This is a genomic window from Streptomyces sp. CO7 (genome assembly GCF_053474865.1).
Genome location: NZ_JBRIOU010000001.1, coordinates 259,211 through 276,278, shown reverse-complemented (window position 1 = coordinate 276,278; position 17,068 = coordinate 259,211). Strand labels below are relative to the sequence as shown.

Annotated in this window: 13 protein-coding genes; 11 read left to right on the top strand and 2 right to left on the bottom strand. The window is 74.0% G+C overall.

Annotated elements, in window-relative coordinates; translation table 11 throughout:
- Positions 1 to 212: 212 nt before the first annotated feature.
- Positions 213 to 1,331 carry a phosphoserine transaminase gene (gene serC, locus ACOV8S_RS01265; protein WP_448315448.1) on the bottom strand — a complete coding sequence of 373 codons (1,119 nt, stop codon included), beginning with the start codon at positions 1,329 to 1,331 and terminating at the stop codon, positions 213 to 215.
- A 95-nt stretch (positions 1,332 to 1,426) separates the two neighbouring features.
- Between serC and ACOV8S_RS01260 the strand changes: the two genes are divergently transcribed.
- The 3 genes from ACOV8S_RS01260 (at position 1,427) to ACOV8S_RS01250 (ending at position 6,666) form a co-directional block, all read left to right on the top strand.
- Entirely contained in the window at positions 1,427 to 4,423 is a 2,997-nt protein-coding gene (locus tag ACOV8S_RS01260) for an FAD-binding and (Fe-S)-binding domain-containing protein (protein WP_448315446.1), read from the top strand.
- A 95-nt stretch (positions 4,424 to 4,518) separates the two neighbouring features.
- A complete protein-coding gene (locus ACOV8S_RS01255) occupies positions 4,519 to 5,505 on the top strand; it encodes an EamA family transporter (protein WP_448315444.1) in 987 nt (328 codons plus the stop codon).
- 168 nt (positions 5,506 to 5,673) lie between these two features.
- Entirely contained in the window at positions 5,674 to 6,666 is a 993-nt protein-coding gene (locus tag ACOV8S_RS01250) for a hypothetical protein (RefSeq protein WP_448315442.1), read from the top strand.
- Positions 6,667 to 6,800: 134 nt separating this feature from the next.
- Here the strand turns inward: ACOV8S_RS01250 and ACOV8S_RS01245 are convergent, their stop codons facing one another.
- Positions 6,801 to 7,214 carry an AQJ64_40280 family protein gene (locus ACOV8S_RS01245; RefSeq protein WP_448315440.1) on the bottom strand — a complete coding sequence of 138 codons (414 nt, stop codon included), beginning with the start codon at positions 7,212 to 7,214 and terminating at the stop codon, positions 6,801 to 6,803.
- 97 nt (positions 7,215 to 7,311) lie between these two features.
- Here ACOV8S_RS01245 and ACOV8S_RS01240 point away from each other — a divergent pair, with 97 nt between their 5' ends.
- The 8 genes from ACOV8S_RS01240 to ACOV8S_RS01205 form a co-directional block, all read left to right on the top strand.
- Complete coding sequence (locus tag ACOV8S_RS01240; RefSeq protein WP_448315438.1) at positions 7,312 to 7,803, top strand: GNAT family N-acetyltransferase; 492 nt, start codon at positions 7,312 to 7,314, stop codon at positions 7,801 to 7,803.
- Between the two features lie 110 nt (positions 7,804 to 7,913).
- On the top strand, positions 7,914 to 8,711 hold the full coding sequence (locus tag ACOV8S_RS01235) for a TIGR03084 family metal-binding protein (protein WP_448315436.1): 798 nt from the start codon (positions 7,914 to 7,916) through the stop codon (positions 8,709 to 8,711).
- 17 nt (positions 8,712 to 8,728) lie between these two features.
- Positions 8,729 to 10,420, top strand: a complete 1,692-nt coding sequence (locus ACOV8S_RS01230; protein WP_448315668.1) for an acyclic terpene utilization AtuA family protein — start codon at positions 8,729 to 8,731, stop codon at positions 10,418 to 10,420.
- Entirely contained in the window at positions 10,417 to 12,021 is a 1,605-nt protein-coding gene (locus tag ACOV8S_RS01225; protein WP_448315434.1) for an acyl-CoA carboxylase subunit beta, read from the top strand. The genes ACOV8S_RS01230 and ACOV8S_RS01225 overlap by 4 nt, the downstream gene beginning before the upstream one ends.
- A gap of 19 nt (positions 12,022 to 12,040) precedes the next feature.
- A complete protein-coding gene (locus ACOV8S_RS01220) occupies positions 12,041 to 13,957 on the top strand; it encodes an acetyl/propionyl/methylcrotonyl-CoA carboxylase subunit alpha (RefSeq protein ID WP_448315667.1) in 1,917 nt (638 codons plus the stop codon).
- A complete protein-coding gene (locus ACOV8S_RS01215) occupies positions 13,954 to 15,114 on the top strand; it encodes an acyl-CoA dehydrogenase family protein (protein WP_448315433.1) in 1,161 nt (386 codons plus the stop codon). The genes ACOV8S_RS01220 and ACOV8S_RS01215 overlap by 4 nt, the downstream gene beginning before the upstream one ends.
- A 67-nt stretch (positions 15,115 to 15,181) precedes the next feature.
- The gene (locus ACOV8S_RS01210; RefSeq protein ID WP_448315431.1) at positions 15,182 to 16,747 is read left to right on the top strand and encodes a 4-coumarate--CoA ligase family protein; all 1,566 of its coding nucleotides are present in this window, start codon (positions 15,182 to 15,184) and stop codon (positions 16,745 to 16,747) included.
- Positions 16,748 to 16,763: 16 nt separating this feature from the next.
- Positions 16,764 to 17,068 (top strand): enoyl-CoA hydratase-related protein (locus ACOV8S_RS01205; RefSeq protein WP_448315429.1); only part of this gene is annotated, 305 nt, incomplete at its 3' end.

Sequence of the window (17,068 nt, the reverse complement as noted above, 5' to 3'; positions counted from 1 at the left end):
CCTTACCCCCACGCGGCGTAACGGCACCGCCCGCCGCCGCACCACTGTCGTTCCGCACCCCTGCGGGCACCCGCACCCCTGCGGGCACCCGCACCACTTGCGTGTCCGCACCCCCTGCGGGCATCCGCACCGCTGGCCGTTCGGGGGCGGGGGCCGGGGAACGCGAAACGCCGCGTTCCGGGGAACGCGGCGTTTCGGGGATGCGGGGAGGGTCAGAGGTGGTCGATGACGTGGTCGACGCAGGCAGTGAGCGCCGCGACGTCCGCGGGATCGATCGCCGGGAACATCGCGACCCGCAGCTGGTTGCGCCCCAGCTTCCGGTACGGCTCCGTGTCCACGATCCCGTTCGCCCGCAGCACCTTCGCCACCGCCGCCGCGTCGATCTCCTCGGCGAAGTCGATCGTGCCGATGACCTGCGACCGCTTCGCCGCGTCGGCGACGAACGGCGTCGCGTACTTGGAGGCCTCGGCCCACCCGTACAGGTTCCGCGCGGACTTCGCCGTGCGGGAGACCGCCCAGTCCAGGCCGCCCTGGCCGTTGATCCACTCCAGCTGCTCGTTCAGCAGGAACAGCGTCGACAGCGCCGGCGTGTTGTAGGTCTGGTTCTTGAGCGAGTTGTCGATCGCCGTCGGCAGCGAGAAGAACTCGGGGATGTGGCGGCCGGACGCGTGGATCCGCGCGGCGCGCTCGAGCGCGGCCGGCGAGAACACGCCGATCCACAGACCGCCGTCCGAGGCGAAGGACTTCTGCGGGGCGAAGTAGTAGACGTCCGTCTCGGAGACGTCCACCGGCAGACCGCCCGCGCCGCTGGTCGCGTCGACCAGCACCAGCGCGCCCTCGTCCGCGCCGGCCACCCGGCGGATCGGCATGGCGACACCGGTGGAGGTCTCGTTGTGGGTGAAGGCGTAGACGTCGACGCCCGCCTCGGCCTTGGCCTCGGGGTGGTCGCCCGGCTCCGCGGAGACCAGCGTCGGGTCGCCCAGCCACGGGGCGAGCTTGGAGGCCTTGGCGAACTTCGAGGAGAACTCGCCGAAGGTGAGGTGCTGGGAGCGGTTCTCGATCAGACCGTGCGTCGCGACGTCCCAGAACGCGGTGGATCCGCCGTTGCCGAGGATCACCTCGTAGCCCTCGGGCAGGGAGAACAGCTCGCGGATGCCTTCCCGCACCTTGCCGACCAGGTTCTTGACCGGGGCCTGGCGGTGCGACGTGCCGAGCAGAGACGTGCCGGTCGCGGCGAGGGCTTCCAGCGCCTCCGTCCGCACCTTGGAGGGGCCAGCGCCGAATCGTCCGTCGGCGGGCTTGATGTCAGCGGGAATCTGGATCTCAGCCACGAGCGCGAGCGTAGCCGTTCGGGAAACCCGTACGAAACGTGGTCCGGCCGCTGAGACGACGTGTCCGGCGGCCTCCCGCCGGGGATCCTGGGGAGATGCACGAGCTGCGATCGTCCCCGCTGGAGGCCGCCCTGCGCCGCGCGGTGCGAGGTGAGGTCGCGTTCGACGCGGCCGCCCGCGCGCTGACCACCATGGACGCGTCCAACTACCGCCGGGTGCCGCTGGGCGTGGTCGCCCCCCGGGACGCCGACGACGTGGCGGCGGCGCTGGAGGTCTGCCGCGAGCACGGCGTGCCGGTGGTGCCGCGCGGCGGCGGCACCTCGATCGCGGGGCAGGCCACCGGCACCGGCGTCGTGCTCGACCTCACCCGCCACATGAACCGCCTGGTGTCCCTGGACGCCGAGGCCCGTACCGCCGTCGTCCAGCCCGGCCTGGTGCTGGACCGGCTGCAGGAGGCGGCCGCGCCGCACGGCCTGCGGTTCGGGCCCGATCCGTCGACGCACGGCCGGTGCACGCTCGGCGGGATGATCGGCAACAACTCCTGCGGCTCCCACTCGGTGGCCTGGGGGACCACGGCCGACAACGTCGAGTCGCTGGAGGTGCTGACCGCCCGCGGCGCCCGCCTCGGGCTCGGCCGCGGCGGGCGGGGCGCGCCCGACGGGCTGCGCGAACTGATCGGCGGCGAACTGAAGCTGCTGCGCACCGGGTTCGCGCGGGACCTGCCGCGCCGGATCTCCGGCTATGCGCTGGACGCGCTGCTGCCGGAGCGCGGGGTGGACGTGGCGCGGTCGTTCTGCGGCTCCGAGGGCACCCTCGGGGTGCTCACCGAGGCGACCGTGCGGCTGGTGGAATCACCGCCCGCCCGCGCCCTGGCGGTGCTCGGGTACGCCGACGAGTCCGCCGCCGCGCAGGCAGCGCCGGAGCTGCTGGCGCACCGTCCACTGACCGTGGAGGGCATGGCGACCGATCTGGTGCCGTCCGCCGAGGGGCTGCCGCACGGCGGGGCCTGGCTGTTCGTGGAGACCGGCGGGGCCAACGGCGTCGAGGCCCGGGCGCGCGTCGAGCGGATCGTGCGGGCGGCCGACGCGCTGGACGCGCTGGTGGTCACCGACGCGGCCGCCCAGCGGGTGCTGTGGCGCGTCCGCGAGGACGCCAGTGGCACGGCGACCCGGATGCCGGACGGCACCGAGGCCTGGCCCGGCTGGGAGGACTGTGCGGTGCCGCCCGCCCGGCTGGGCGCGTACCTGCGCGACTTCCGGCGGCTGACCGCCGAGCACGGCTTGCGCGGCGTCCCCTACGGGCACTTCGGCGACGGGTGCGTCCACGTCCGCATCGACTTCGACCTGCTGACCGCGCCGGGGATCGCGCGGTTCCGCCGCTTCTCGCAGGAACTGGCCGACCTGGTGGTGGCGCACGGCGGCTCGCTGTCGGGGGAGCACGGCGACGGGATGGCCCGGGCGGAGCTGCTGGAGCGGATGTACGGGGCGGAGGCGGTGCGCCTCTTCGAGCGGGTCAAGGACCTCTGGGATCCCGACGGCCTGCTCAACCCCGGCGTCCTGGTCCGGCCCGAACCGCTCGACGCCAACCTCCGGTTCGCGGTGCTGCCCCGGGAGCCGGTCGACGTGGAGTTCGGCTACCCGGCCGACGGCGGCGACTTCCGGGCCGCGGTCCGGCGCTGCGTCGGCGTCGCCAAGTGCCGCACGACGACGGTGGCCGGGGGCGAGGTGATGTGCCCGTCGTTCCGGGCGACCGGCGAGGAGGCGCACTCCACCCGGGGCCGGGCACGGCTCCTGCACGAGATGCTGGCCGGCGAGGTGATCACCGACGGGTGGCGCTCGGAGGAGGTGCGCGACGCGCTGGACCTCTGCCTGTCCTGCAAGGGCTGCCGCACGGACTGCCCGGTGGGCGTCGACATGGCCACCTACAAGGCGGAGTTCCTGCACCACCACTACGCGGGGCGGCGTCGGCCGGCCGCGCACTACGCGATGGGGTGGCTGCCGGTGTGGCTGCGGGCGCTCGCCCGCACCCGGCTGGTGGGCGTCGTCAACACGCTGGCCTCGGTGCGGCCGCTCGCCGCCGTGGCCAAGCGGCTGGCGGGGGTCACCCCGCAGCGGCCGCTGCCGCGCCTCGCCCGCGAGACGTTCACCCGGTGGTGGGAACGGCGTCCGCGCACCGGCGTTCACCCGCGGGTGGGGCGGACGGTGGGGTTCACCGGTGTCGACCCGCGGGAGGGGCCGACGGTGGGGTTCACCGGCGTCGACCGGCGGGAGTCGCGGACGGTGGTGCTCTGGCCGGACACCTTCACGGAGTACCTGTCGCCGTCCGTCGGCCGGTCCGCCGTCAGGGTGCTGGAGGCCGCCGGGCTGACGGTGACGCCGCCCCCGGTGCTCCGGCCGGGCGGCCCGCGGATCGCCGACGGACGCACCACCGGCGCGCGCGGCGCCCTGGCCGTCCTGACCTCCGCCGTGCGTCGCCGCGGCCGGGTCTGCTGCGGGCTCACCTACCTCTCCACCGGCCAGCTCGACCGGGCCAGGGCGGTGCTGCGCCGCACGCTGGACCTGATGGAACCGGTGCTCGACGCGGGCCTGCCGGTCGTCGTCCTGGAGCCGAGCTGCGCGGCGGCGCTGCGCGGCGACCTGCCCGAGCTGCTGGGCGCCGACCCGCGCGCGGCACGGCTGGCGGACGCCGTGGTCACCTTCGCCGAGGCCCTGGAGCGGTACGCGCCCGACTGGACGCCGCCCCGCCTCGACCGCCCGGTGGCCGGCCAGACCCACTGCCACCAGCACGCCGTCCTCGGTGACGCCGCCGAACGCCGGCTGCGCGAGGCGGCCGGCCTCAGCGGTGACCTCTCCGGCGGCTGCTGCGGCCTGGCCGGCGACTTCGGCTTCACGCGCGGCCACCACGAGGTGTCCGTCGCCTGCGCCGAGGAGCAGCTGCTGCCCGCCGTCCGCGCTGCGGGGGAGGGGGCGGAGCTGCTCGCCGACGGCTGGTCCTGCCGCACCCAGCTCGACCACCTCGCGCGCCGCCCCGCCCGTCACCTGGCGGAGGTGCTGGCGGAGGCACTGGACGAGGGACGGTCCGGTAAGGACTGAACCCGCTTTACGCGGATGACGGCCCGCCCGTAACCTCGTGCTGGTCCCGAAGGACCCATTCGTACCCCTCGCACCCCTCGCACCAGGACGGCACCGTGAACGCACCCCGCACCGACCGGCCCCTCGCGGGCGCCACGGCCTCCGGCGCCGGCGAGGCGCCCGTGCCCGCCGCCGGGCCCGCCGCCGGGCCCGCCGCAGGTTCGGCCGCCGGGTCGCGGAGGGCGCTTGGCCCCGTGGGCCTGGTGATGGGCGGGGTCGTCTCCGTGCAGTTCGGCAGCGCGCTGGCCGTGAACCTGATGGACCGCACCAGCGCACTGGGCGTGGTCGCCATCCGTCTGGTGGTCGCGGCGGCGCTGCTCCTGGTCTTCTGCCGTCCCCGGCTGCGCGGCCACTCCCGCGCCGACTGGGGCACGGTGATCGCCTTCGCGGGAACGCTGGCCGGCATGAACGGCCTCTTCTACCAGGCTGCCGACCGGATCCCGCTGGGCCCGGCGGTCACCCTGGAGGTGCTGGGCCCGCTGGCCCTGTCGGTGATCGCCTCACGGCGCGTGGTGAGCCTGCTGTGGGCGGGGCTGGCGCTGGCCGGCGTCTTCCTGCTCGGCGGCGGCGACTTCTCCGGCCTCGACCCGGTGGGCGTCGCGTACGCCCTCGGCGCCGGCGCGATGTGGGCGGGCTACATCGTCTTCAGTGCCCGCACCGGCCGCCGCTTCCCGCAGGCCGACGGGCTGGCCATCGCGATGGGTCTTGCCACGCTGCTGATCCTCCCGCTGGGCATCGGCTCGGCGGGCGCCGAACTCCTCGACCCGGTGACGGTCGGCCTCGGCGCGGGCGTAGCGGTGCTGTCCTCCGTCCTCCCGTACACCCTCGAACTGATCGCCCTGCGCTCGCTCCCGGCCGCCGCGTTCTCCATCCTGATGAGCCTGGAACCCGCGGTGGCCGCCCTGGCCGGCTTCCTGATCCTCCACCAGACCCTCGGCGCCGCCCAGGCGGCGGCCATCGGCCTGGTCGTCGCCGCGAGCATGGGCGCGGTCCGCACCCAGGTCGGCGCGATCCGCACCACGAAGGAACCCGACCTGGGCTGACCGGCTCCGGCCCCCTACCGTGCCCGCTCGGCGACCCACGCCCGTACCACCGGTAGCTCCCCGCATCGGGTGATCGTGCAGGTCGCAGCTATTTTTGGCGGCCTACGCTCCGAGTCATGACCCCCAGCCCGTCCGAGCCTTCGGCGCGGGCCGACCGCAAGGGACGCCATGGTCAGCTCGGCGCACGAAGCGCTGCATCGCATCTTCCGGGACCACCCGGACCTCTTCTACCGCCTGTCGGCCCGGCTGGGCTTCGACCTCCCGCCTCCGACGAAGGCGACCGTCGAATGTCCCGACGTGACCGAGACGGCCGCGATCGAGCGAAGGATCGACACCCTCATCCGCTTCGAGACGGAGACCGAGGGGCCGTTCCTCCTCGCCGTCGAGGCGCAGGGGAGACCGGACCCCGCCAAGCCCGCGAGCTGGGCGTACTACGTGAGTTACCTCTGGAGCAAGTACCGGATCCCCACGCACCTCATGGTGGTCTGTCAGGACCGCAGGACGGCGGCCTGGGCGCAGCGGCCGGTGACCAGCGGGTTCGCCTTCATGCCCACGCTCACCGTGCGTCCCCTGGTCGTCGGACCGCACAACACGCCCGTCATCGCCGACCCGCGGCAGGCGAGGGAAGACATCTACATGGCGACGCTCTCGGCCATCACGCACGCCGCGGAACCGGACATTGATGACATACTGAAGGCCCTGTCCCGTGCCCTCCGTGACGTTCCGGAGAACGAAGGCAGCCAGGTCGTCGAGTACACAGCCCAAGGCCTCAGGAACGCCCGGGCGAAGCAGCTCTGGAAGGAGCTCCTTATGGTCGACACTTCCTTCTACCGCTCGTGGCTGTTCGAGGAACTCCGGGACGAGGCTCGCGCCGAAGGGCTGGCCGAGGGGCGTGCCGAGGGTCGCGCCGAGGGTCGCGCCGAGGGACGCGCCGAGGCATCGGCGAGGGCGAGGGCGGAAAGCGTTCTGCTCGTGCTCGAGCAGCGCTGTCTGAAGGTGTCGGACGAGGTGCGCAAGCGCATCGAGGACTGCGCGGACCTGGACGTCCTGCGCATGTGGCTCGCGCGGGCCGTCACCGCGCCGACCGCGGAGGCGGTCTTTGAGGGGACGCCTCAGGAGAGCGTGGTGGACCAGTCCCGCGTGGACAGGACCAGCCGGTAGCCGTCCGGGTCCTCGGTCGACTTTCCACTGTCCCCGTACGCGTTGTGGGCGGGCGATGCGTGGGGGCGCGGGGCGTCGGCGGGTGTGCGGCGAGCGGAGGGAGAGGACCTGGCCCTGCGCATCGGCGAAGAGGCTCAGGACTGGACGTGTCGCAGGGCCGGCCGCACGTCGTCCCCGTCGAGGAAGCGCGTCGCCTGACCGGGCAGCGCGGGAAGCGCCGCCCAGTGCGTCACGCCCTCGCCGCTGTCCGGGGAGTACGGGAAGCGCACGATCCGGTCGGAGTCGACGAAGCAGTCGTGATGGGCCGCTCCGTCCTCGGTCTCGTGCCAGTCGGCGAAGTGCATCGTCATCACCAGCCAGTACGCCTCACCCGGCGCCGCGTCGGAGTCGGGGCTCTCGAACGGGTAGCGTCCCGTGATCGCGGCGGCGACCGGCTGACCGGCCCGCGGCAGCCTCTCGCGTACGTCGACCCAGGTCACCGTGGTCGTCAGATCCGTCAACTGGGGCCCTCCGCTGGTCTCTTGTCCGGCGAGTACGCCGGCGGGCATCGGAACCTCCTGTGGGCGAAGGCACTCCGGCCACGGTACGCGGTGGCCCGCCGAAAATGCCTGGGGTCGGGGACGGAGGACTGCCTAGGGTGCGCGCATGAGTGACACGAGCGAACCGCAGTTGAGGCTGGAGCCGATCACGCCGGAGAACTTCGACACCGCGATCGGTATCGAAGTCGCCCCCGCGCAGCGCCGGTTGGTCGCGCCGGTGGTCAAGTCGCTGGCGGAGGCCTATCTGTACCCGGAGGCCGCGTGGCCCCGGCTGATCCGCGACGGCGACCGGGCCGTCGGGTTCCTGATGGCGTTCCTGGACATCGACTGGCGCGGCGACGGCAGCCGCGGCGACGTCCGGTCCGGGCTGTGGCGGCTGAACATCGCGGCGGACCAACAGCGGCGCGGCTACGGCGCGTTCGCGGTGCGGGCGGTCGCGGAGGAGATCCGGCGCAGGGGCGGGTCGCGGTTCTACGTGACCTGGGAGCCGGGGGAGGACGGGCCGGAGGAGTTCTACCTGCGGCTGGGCTTCCGGCGGACGGGCGAGCTCTCCGGAGAGCAGATCGTCGGCGTGTGGGAACTCGGCGGGTCCGTGTGACCGCCGCGGAAAAATCAAGCAAGCACGCTTGATTGATTCCCGTCCCGCTGCCATGCTCCGAGGCGCACCACCCCGCACACCGCCGTGCCCGGAGGGAGCAGGACCCCGCGATGGACGATCCGACGACGTCGGTGATCGACGACATGCGTGAGGAGTCGGCCGCACTCGACGCCCTGGTGGCCGGGTTGGACGACGACCGGTGGGCGGCGCCCACGCCCGCGCCGGGCTGGAGCGTCGCGCACCAGATCGCCCACCTGGCGTGGACCGACCGGGCCGCGCTGGCCGCGATCGGTGACAGGGAGGCGTTCGACGCCGAGGTCCAGCGGGCCCTCGCGGACACCGACGGTTACATGGACGCGCAGGCCGCGCTGGGCGCGAGCAGGCCGCCGGCCGAGGTGCTGGGGGCCTGGCGGGAGAGCCGTGCCGCGTTGGAGGCGGCGCTGCGCGAGGTGCCGCGCGGGACGAAGATCCCCTGGTTCGGGCCGCCCATGTCCGCCGCCTCCATGGCCACCGCCCGGCTGATGGAGACCTGGGCGCACGGCCAGGACGTCGCGGACGCCCTCGGCGTCGAGCGGCGCCCCACCCGCCGGCTGCGGCACATCGCCCGGCTGGGCGCGCGCACCCGCGACTTCGCGTTCCTGGTGAACGGGCTGCCGGTGCCGCGGGAGGAGTTCCGGCTGGAGCTGGAGTTCCCCGACGGCGAGGTGTGGACCTCCGGGCCGGAGGACGCCTCGCAGCGGGTCACCGGGTCGGGGCCGGACTTCTGCCGCCTGGTGACGCAGCGCGCACACCGCGCCGACCTGGACCTGCGCGCCGACGGCCCGGACGCCGACCGCTGGCTGGACGTCGCCCAGTGCTTCGCCGGACCCCCCGGCGGCGGGCGCGGGCCGAAGGAGGAGCGCGCGTGAGCCCTGCACCCCCGCACATCCGGCCCCTGCGCATCGGCAACGCCTCCGGTTTCTACGGCGACCGCTTCGACGCGATGCGCGAGATGCTCACCGGCGGCGAGCTCGACGTCCTCACCGGCGACTACCTCGCCGAACTCACCATGCTGATCCTGGGCCGCGACCGGCTCAAGGACCCCGAGGCCGGCTACGCCCGCACCTTCCTGCGCCAGCTGGAGGAGTGCCTGGGCCTCGCCCACGAGCGCGGCGTGCGGATCGTCGTCAATGCGGGCGGGCTCAACCCCGCCGGGCTGGCGGCGCGCGTCCGGGAGCTGGCCGGGCGCCTCGGGCTCGCCGTCCGCGTCGCCCACGTCGAGGGCGACGACCTCACCGTGTCGCACCCCGGCGCGCTGGCCGCCCACGCCTACCTCGGCGGCTTCGGCATCGCGGCCTGCCTGCTGGCCGGCGCCGACGTGGTGGTCACCGGCCGGGTCACCGACGCCGCCCTGGTCACCGGCCCGGCCGCCGCCCACTTCGGCTGGACCCCCGCCTACCACGACGCCCTCGCCGGCGCCGTCGTCGCCGGGCACGTGCTGGAGTGCGGCGCGCAGGCCACCGGCGGCAACTACGCCTTCTTCGGCGACCTCGACCCCCATCGCCTGGTCCGCCCCGGCTTCCCGCTGGCGGAGATCCACGCCGACGGCAGCTCCGTGATCACCAAGCACCCCGGCACCGGCGGCGTCGTCGACGTCGGCACGGTCACCGCGCAGCTGCTCTACGAGACGGGCGGCCCCCGGTACGCCGGGCCGGACGTCACCGCCCGGCTGGACACCGTCACCCTCGCCCAGGACGGTCCCGACCGGGTCCGCATCAGCGGCGTGCGCGGTGAGGCCCCGCCGCCCACGCTCAAGGTGGGCGTCAACCGCTTCGGCGGGTTCCGCAACCAGCTCGAGTTCGTGCTCACCGGCCTGGACGTGGAACGCAAGGCCGCGCTGGTGCGGGCGCAGATGGAGGACGCGCTGGAGCGGGCCGCGTCCCGCCCCGCGCACGTCTCCTGGGAGCTGGCGCGCACCGACCGGCCCGACGCGGCCACCGAGGAGACCGCGAGCGCCGTGCTGCGCCTGGTGGTCCGCGACCCCGACCAGCAGGCCGTCGGCCGGACGCTCAGCAGCGCGGGCGTCGAGCTCGCCCTGGCCAGCTACCCCGGCTTCCACGTCACCGCCCCGCCGGGCAAGGGCGCGCCCTACGGCGCCTTCTCGGCCGCCTACGTCCCGCAGGGCGAGGTCGAGCACGTCGCCGTGCTGCCGGACGGCACCCGCGAGAGGGTGCCGCCGGCATCCGACACGCGGGAGCTCGCCGCGGTGGACGAGCCGCCGCTGCCCGCGCCGCCCGACCCCGGTCCGGTGCGCCGGGCCCCGCTGGGCCTGGTGGCCGGGGCCCGCAGCGGCGACAAGGGCGGCGACGCCAACGTCGGCGTATGGGCCCGCGGCGACGAGGCGTGGCGCTGGCTCGCCCACACCCTCACCGTCGAGCGGTTCAAGGAGTTGCTGCCGGAGACCGCGGCGCTCCCCGTCACCCGGCACGCGCTCCCGAACCTGCGCGCGCTCAACTTCACCGTCGGGGGGATCCTCGGCGAGGGCGTGGCCGCGCAGCACCGATTCGACCCGCAGGCCAAGGCGCTCGGGGAGTGGCTGCGCGCCCGCCACCTGGACATACCGGAGGCCCTGCTGTGACCGTGCTGCCCACGGCCCTGGACACCGACAGCCCCGAGTACGCGGCCCACCGCGCCGCGCTGCTGGAGAAGCTCGCGGCGCTGGACGCCGAGCACGCCAAGGCGCTGGCGGGCGGCGGCGAGAAGTACGTCGCCCGGCACCGCAGGCGCGGCAAGCTGCTGGCCCGGGAGCGCATCGAGCTCCTCGTCGACCCGGACACCCCCTTCCTCGAACTGTCGCCGCTGGCCGCCTGGGGCAGCGACCACCCGGTGGGCGCCTCGATGGTCACCGGGATCGGCGTGGTCGAGGGCGTGGAGTGTCTGATCACCGCCAACGACCCGACGGTGCGCGGCGGCGCGACCAACCCGTGGGGGCTGAGGAAGGCGCTGCGGGCCAACGACATCGCGCTGGCCAACCGGCTGCCGGTGGTGACGATGGTGGAGTCCGGCGGGGCCGACCTGCCCTCCCAGAAGGAGATCTTCATCCCCGGCGGCCAGGTCTTCCGCGACCTGACCCGGCTCTCCGCGGCCGGCATCCCGACCGTCGCCGTGGTCCTCGGCAACTCGACCGCGGGCGGCGCGTACATCCCCGGGATGTCCGACCACGTGATCATGGTGAAGGAGCAGTCGAAGGTCTTCCTCGGCGGTCCGCCGCTGGTGAAGATGGCCACCGGCGAGGAGAGCGACGACGAGTCGCTGGGCGGCGCCGAGATGCACGCCCGCTCCTCCGGCCTCGCCGACTACTTCGCCGTCGACGAGCGGGACGCGATCCGGCAGGCCCGGCGGGTGGTCGCCCGCCTCAACCACCGCAAGGCGCACCCGGACCCCGACCCGGCGTCCGTCGAGCCGCCGAAGTACGACCCCGAGGAACTGCTGGGCATCGTCCCGGAGGACCTGCGCACGCCGTTCGACCCACGCGAGGTGATCGCCCGGATCGTCGACGGCTCCGACTTCGACGAGTTCAAGCCGCTGTACGGCACCAGCCTGACCACCGGCTGGGCCACCCTGCACGGTTATCCGGTCGGCATCCTGGCCAACGCGCAGGGCGTGCTGTTCAGCGCCGAGTCGCAGAAGGCCGCCCAGTTCATCCAGCTCGCCAACCAGCGCGACATCCCGCTGCTGTTCCTGCACAACACCACCGGCTACATGGTCGGCAAGGAGTACGAACAGGGCGGCATCATCAAGCACGGCGCGATGATGATCAACGCGGTGTCGAACTCGAAGGTCCCGCACCTGTCGGTGCTGATGGGCGCCTCCTACGGGGCCGGCCACTACGGCATGTGCGGGCGGGCGTACGACCCGCGGTTCCTGTTCGCCTGGCCGAGCGCCAAGTCCGCGGTGATGGGCCCGCAGCAGCTGGCCGGTGTGCTCTCCATCGTGATGCGCCAGTCCGCCGCGGCGAAGGGGCAGCCCTACGACGAGGAGGGCGACAAGGCGCTGCGTGCCATGGTCGAGCAGCAGATCGAGGCCGAGTCGCTGCCGATGTTCCTGTCCGGGCGGCTCTACGACGACGGGGTGATCGACCCGCGCGACACCCGGACCGTGCTGGGCATCTGCCTGTCCGCGATCCACACGGCCCCCTACGAGGGCGTGCGCGGCGGCTTCGGCGTCTTCCGGATGTGAGGGAACTGCTGTGATCTCCGTGATCTCCAAGGTATTGGTCGCCAACCGGGGCGAGATCGCCTGCCGGGTCTTCCGGACCTGCGCCCGGCTGGGCGTGCGCACCGTCGCCGTGCACTCCGACGCCGACGCCGGGGCGCTGCACACCCGCACCGCCGACGAGGCGGTCCGGCTGCCGGGGTCGTCGCCCGCGGACACCTACCTGCGCGGCGACCTGATCGTGAAGGCCGCCCTGGCGGCCGGCGCGGACGCGGTGCACCCGGGGTACGGCTTCCTGTCCGAGAACCCGGACTTCGCCCGCCAGGTGCTGGACGCCGGGCTGGTGTGGATCGGGCCGTCGCCGGAGGCCGTCGAGGCGATGGCGTCCAAGACGCGGGCCAAGGAGCTGATGGGGCTGGCCCCGCTCGCCGAGGTCGGCGAGGCGGACCTGCCGGTGCTGGTGAAGGCGGCGGCCGGTGGCGGCGGCCGCGGCATGCGCGTCGTGCGCCGGCTGGCCGACCTGGAGGCCGGGCTGACCGCCGCCCGGGCCGAGGCGCTGAGCGCGTTCGGCGACGACGAGGTGTTCGTCGAGCCCTACGTGGAGGGCGGCCGCCACGTCGAGGTGCAGGTGCTGGCCGACACCCACGGCACGGTGTGGGCGCTGGGCACCCGGGACTGCTCGCTGCAGCGCCGCCACCAGAAGGTGGTCGAGGAGGCCCCGGCCCCCGGGCTCCCGCCCGAGCTGGTCGACGAGCTCCACGAACTGGCCGTCCGGGCGGCGCGGGCCGTCGACTACGTGGGCGCGGGCACGGTGGAGTTCCTGGTCGCCGACGGCCGGGCGCACTTCCTGGAGATGAACACCCGGCTCCAGGTCGAACACCCGGTCACCGAGGAGGTGTTCGGCATCGACCTGGTCGCCCTCCAGCTGCGGATCGCCGAGGGCGGCGCGCTGGAGGCCGAGCCGCCCGCCCCGCGCGGGCACGCTGTGGAGGCCCGCCTGTACGCCGAGGACCCGGCGCGCGGCTGGGCCCCGCAGACCGGGGTGCTGCACCGCATCGGGCTGGACGAGGCCGCCCGGGCCGCCGGCGTGCGGGTGGACACCGGGTTCGCCGACGGCGACGCGGTCGGCGTCCACTACGACCCGATGCTCGCCAAGGTGGTCGCCCACGCGCCCACCCGCGCCGAGGCGGTCCGCAAGCTGGCCGGGGCGCTGGAGCGGGCCGCCGTGCACGGGCCGGTCACCAACCGGGACCTGCTGGTGCGCTCGCTGCGGCACGAGGAGTTCGCCGCCGGACGCATGGACACCGGCTTCTACGAGCGGCACCTCGCCGAGCTCACCCGCCGGAACGCCGACCCGCACGCGCCGCTGGCCGCCGCCCTCGCCTCGGCCCGGACCACGACCGGCGCGGGCGCCCGGTTCGGCGGCGGCTGGCGGAACGTTCCCTCGCAGCCGCAGGTCCGCCGCTACCGGGTGGGGGAGACGGAGCACGAGGCCGCCTACCGCTGGACCCGCCGGGGCCCGGAGGCCGACGGGGCGGTCGTGGTGCACGCCGACGCCCGCCTGGTCGTCCTCGAGGTGGACGGCGTGCGGCGGCGGTACGAGGTGGCCCGCTACGAGGGCGGACGGGTCTTCGTCAACGGCACGGCCCTCACCGAGCTGCCCCGCTTCCCCGAGCCCGGGTCCCGCCGGGAGCCGGGCTCGCTGCTCGCCCCCATGCCCGGCACCGTCGTCCGCGTCGCCGACGGCCTGGCCGTCGGCTCCGCCGTCACCGAGGGGCAGCCGCTGCTGTGGCTGGAGGCGATGAAGATGGAGCACCGCGTCACCGCCCCCGTCTCCGGCACCCTCACGGCGCTGCACGCCGCACCCGGCCGCCAGGTCGAGGTCGGCGCCCTGCTCGCCGTCGTCCAGCAAGCGCCGTCAGAGGCCGAAGGTACCGCCGACCACGAGGAGAGCCAGTGAGCGTCGTCATCGAGACCGAGGAGCACAAGGCGCTGCGGGAGGCCGTCGCCGCGCTGGGCCGCCGCTACGGCCGCGCGTACGTCACCAAGGCCCTGGAGGAGGGCAAGGGCCCCGAGGAGCTGTGGAACGAGGCGGGCAAGCTCGGCTACCTCGGCGTCAGCCTGCCCGAGGAGTACGGGGGCGGGGGCGGCGGCATCTACGAGCTGTCCCTGGTGCTGGAGGAACTCGGCGCGGCGGGCTGCCCGCTGCTCCTGCTGGTGGTCTCCCCGGCGATCTGCGGCACGATCATCGCCCGGTTCGGCACCGAGGAGCAGAAGCGGGAGTGGCTGCCCGGCCTCGCCGACGGCAGCAGGATCATGTCCTTCGGCATCACCGAGCCCGACGCCGGCTCCAACAGCCACCGCATCACGACGACCGCCCGGCGTGACGGGGAGGAGTGGGTGCTCAACGGGCGGAAGGTCTTCATCTCCGGCGTGGACATCTCCGACGCCACCCTGATCGTGGGCCGCACCGAGGACGCCCGCACCGGCAAGCTCAAGCCCGCCCTGTTCATCGTCCCGCGCGACACCCCCGGCTTCCACCGCACCATGCTCGACATGGACCTCGCGGCCGCCGAGAAGCAGTTCGAGCTGGTCCTGGACGACGTGCGGCTGCCCGCCGACGCGCTGGTCGGCGACGAGGACGCCGGCCTGCTCCAGCTGTTCGCCGGGCTCAACCCGGAGCGGGTGATGACCGCCGCCTTCGCCGTCGGCATGGCCCGCTACGCGCTCACCGCGGCGATCGGCTACGCCAAGGAGCGGCAGGTCTGGAAGACGCCCATCGGCGCCCACCAGGCCGTCCAGCACCCGCTGGCGGTCTCGCACATCGAGGTCGAGACGGCCAAGCTGATGATGCAGAAGGCCGCGCACCTCTGCGACGCCGGCGACGACCTCGCCGCGGGCGAGGCGGCGAACATGGCCAAGTACGCGGCGGGCGAGGCCTGCGTGAAGGCGGTGGACACCGCCGTCCACACCCTCGGCGGCAACGGCCTCACCAAGGAGTTCGGCCTCGCCTCGCTGGTCAACGCCTCACGGGTGGCCCGGATCGCCCCGGTCAGCCGGGAGATGATCCTCAACTTCGTCTCGCACCAGACGCTGGGTCTTCCCAAGTCCTACTGACATGGCCATATTTGGCGGCCACGCCTCAAGGGGAGGCGAGCACAGCGTCGTGCGACAAGGAGCCTTCATGTTCCGCAGCGAGTACGCAGATGTCCCCGCCGTCGAGGAGCCCATCCACGACGCGGTGCTCGGCCGGGCCGCCGAACGCGGCGACACCCCCGCCCTGATCGACGGGGTGAACGGCATGACCCTCACCTACGCCCAGGTCGACGCCTTCCACCGCAAGGTGGCGGCCGGCCTGGCGGAGGCGGGCGTCGTCAAGGGCGACGTCCTCGCCCTGCACAGCCCCAACACGGTCGCCTTCCCGATCGCCTTCTACGCGGCGACCCGGGCCGGCGCCGCCGTCACCACCGTGCACCCGCTGGCCACCGCCGAGGAGTTCGCCAAGCAGCTCACCGACTCCGCGGCCCGCTGGATCGTCACCGTCTCCCCGCTGCTGGAGACCGCGCGGGCGGCCGCCGAACTCGCGGGCGGCGTCGCGGAGATCTTCGTCTGCGACACCGCCCCGGGGCACCGTTCGCTGATGGACTTCCTCGGCACCACCGCCCCCGAACCGCGGGTGGAGATCGACCCGGTGCGGGACGTCGCCGCCCTGCCGTACTCGTCGGGCACCACCGGGACGCCCAAGGGCGTGATGCTCACCCACCGGTCGATCGCCACCAACCTGGCGCAGCTGGAGCCGGCGGTGCCCACCGGGGAGGGCGAGCGGATTTTGGCAGTTTTGCCGTTTTTTCACATCTACGGCCTGACCGCCCTGATGAACGCCCCGCTCAAGCAGGGCGGCACCGTGGTGGTGCTGCCCCGCTTCGAACTGGACGGCTTCCTCGCGGCGATCGAGAAGCACCGCATCACCGCGCTGTACGTCGCCCCGCCGATCGTGCTGGCCCTCGCCAAGCACCCGGCGGTGGACGGCTACGACCTGTCCTCGGTGCGCTACGTCATCAGCGCCGCCGCCCCGCTGGACGCGGAACTGGCGGAGGCGTGCCGGGCCCGGCTCGGGGTGTCGTCGGTCGGCCAGGCCTACGGCATGACGGAACTGTCGCCCGGCACCCACGTGGTGCCGCCCTTCTCCGGGGACGCGCCGCCCGGAACCGTCGGCAAGCTCATCGCGGGCACCGAGATGCGGATCGTCTCGCTGGACGACCCCGGCAAGGACCTCGCCGCCGGGGAGACGGGCGAGATCCTCATCCGCGGCCCGCAGGTGATGAAGGGCTACCTCGGCCGCCCCGACGCCACCGCCGCGATGATCGACGCCGACGGCTGGCTGCACACCGGCGACGTCGGCCGGATCGACGAGGCCGGCTGGCTCTTCGTCGTCGACCGGGTCAAGGAACTGATCAAGTACAAGGGCTACCAGGTCGCCCCGGCCGAGCTGGAGGCCCTGCTGCTCACCCACCCCGGCATCGCCGACGCGGCGGTGATCGGCGTGTACGACGACGACGCCAACGAGGTCCCGGCCGCCTTCGTGGTCCGCCAGGCCGGGTCCGAGGCGCTCACCGAGGCGGAGGTGACGGCCCACGTGGCCGAACGCGTCGCCCCGTACAAGCGGGTGCGGCGGGTCACCTTCGTCGACGCCGTGCCGCGCGCGGTCAGCGGCAAGATCCTGCGGCGCGAACTGAGGGAACGAGCATGAGCACGAAAGGACGCGCATGACGGACACACCCCCGGACCTGGTGCGGCGGTCGGACGAGCGGGGCGTCGCCACGCTCGTCCTCGACTCGCCGGCCAACCGCAATGCCCTGTCCGCCGCCCTGGTCGGGCGGCTGGCAGGCCTGCTCGAGGACTGCGCCGAGGACGACGAGGTACGGGCGGTGGTGCTCACCCACACCGGCTCCACCTTCTGCGCCGGCGCGGACCTGCGCGACCCGCCGCCGCCCGAGGCGCTGACCGGGCTGCTGCGCCGGATGCTGGAGCTGCCGAAGCCGGTGGTCGGGCGCGTCGACGGGCACGTGCG

What these genes read in the sequence shown, in the direction of transcription:
- ACOV8S_RS01260 (WP_448315446.1), top strand. Translation starts at nt 1,427, where the DNA reads ATGCACGAGCTGCGATCGTCCCCGCTGGAGGCCGCCCTGCGCCGCGCG.
- ACOV8S_RS01250 (WP_448315442.1), top strand. Translation starts at nt 5,674, where the DNA reads ATGGTCAGCTCGGCGCACGAAGCGCTGCATCGCATCTTCCGGGACCAC.
- ACOV8S_RS01245 (WP_448315440.1), bottom strand. Translation starts at nt 7,214, where the DNA reads ATGCCCGCCGGCGTACTCGCCGGACAAGAGACCAGCGGAGGGCCCCAG.
- ACOV8S_RS01240 (WP_448315438.1), top strand. Translation starts at nt 7,312, where the DNA reads ATGAGTGACACGAGCGAACCGCAGTTGAGGCTGGAGCCGATCACGCCG.
- ACOV8S_RS01235 (WP_448315436.1), top strand. Translation starts at nt 7,914, where the DNA reads ATGGACGATCCGACGACGTCGGTGATCGACGACATGCGTGAGGAGTCG.
- ACOV8S_RS01210 (WP_448315431.1), top strand. Translation starts at nt 15,182, where the DNA reads ATGTTCCGCAGCGAGTACGCAGATGTCCCCGCCGTCGAGGAGCCCATC.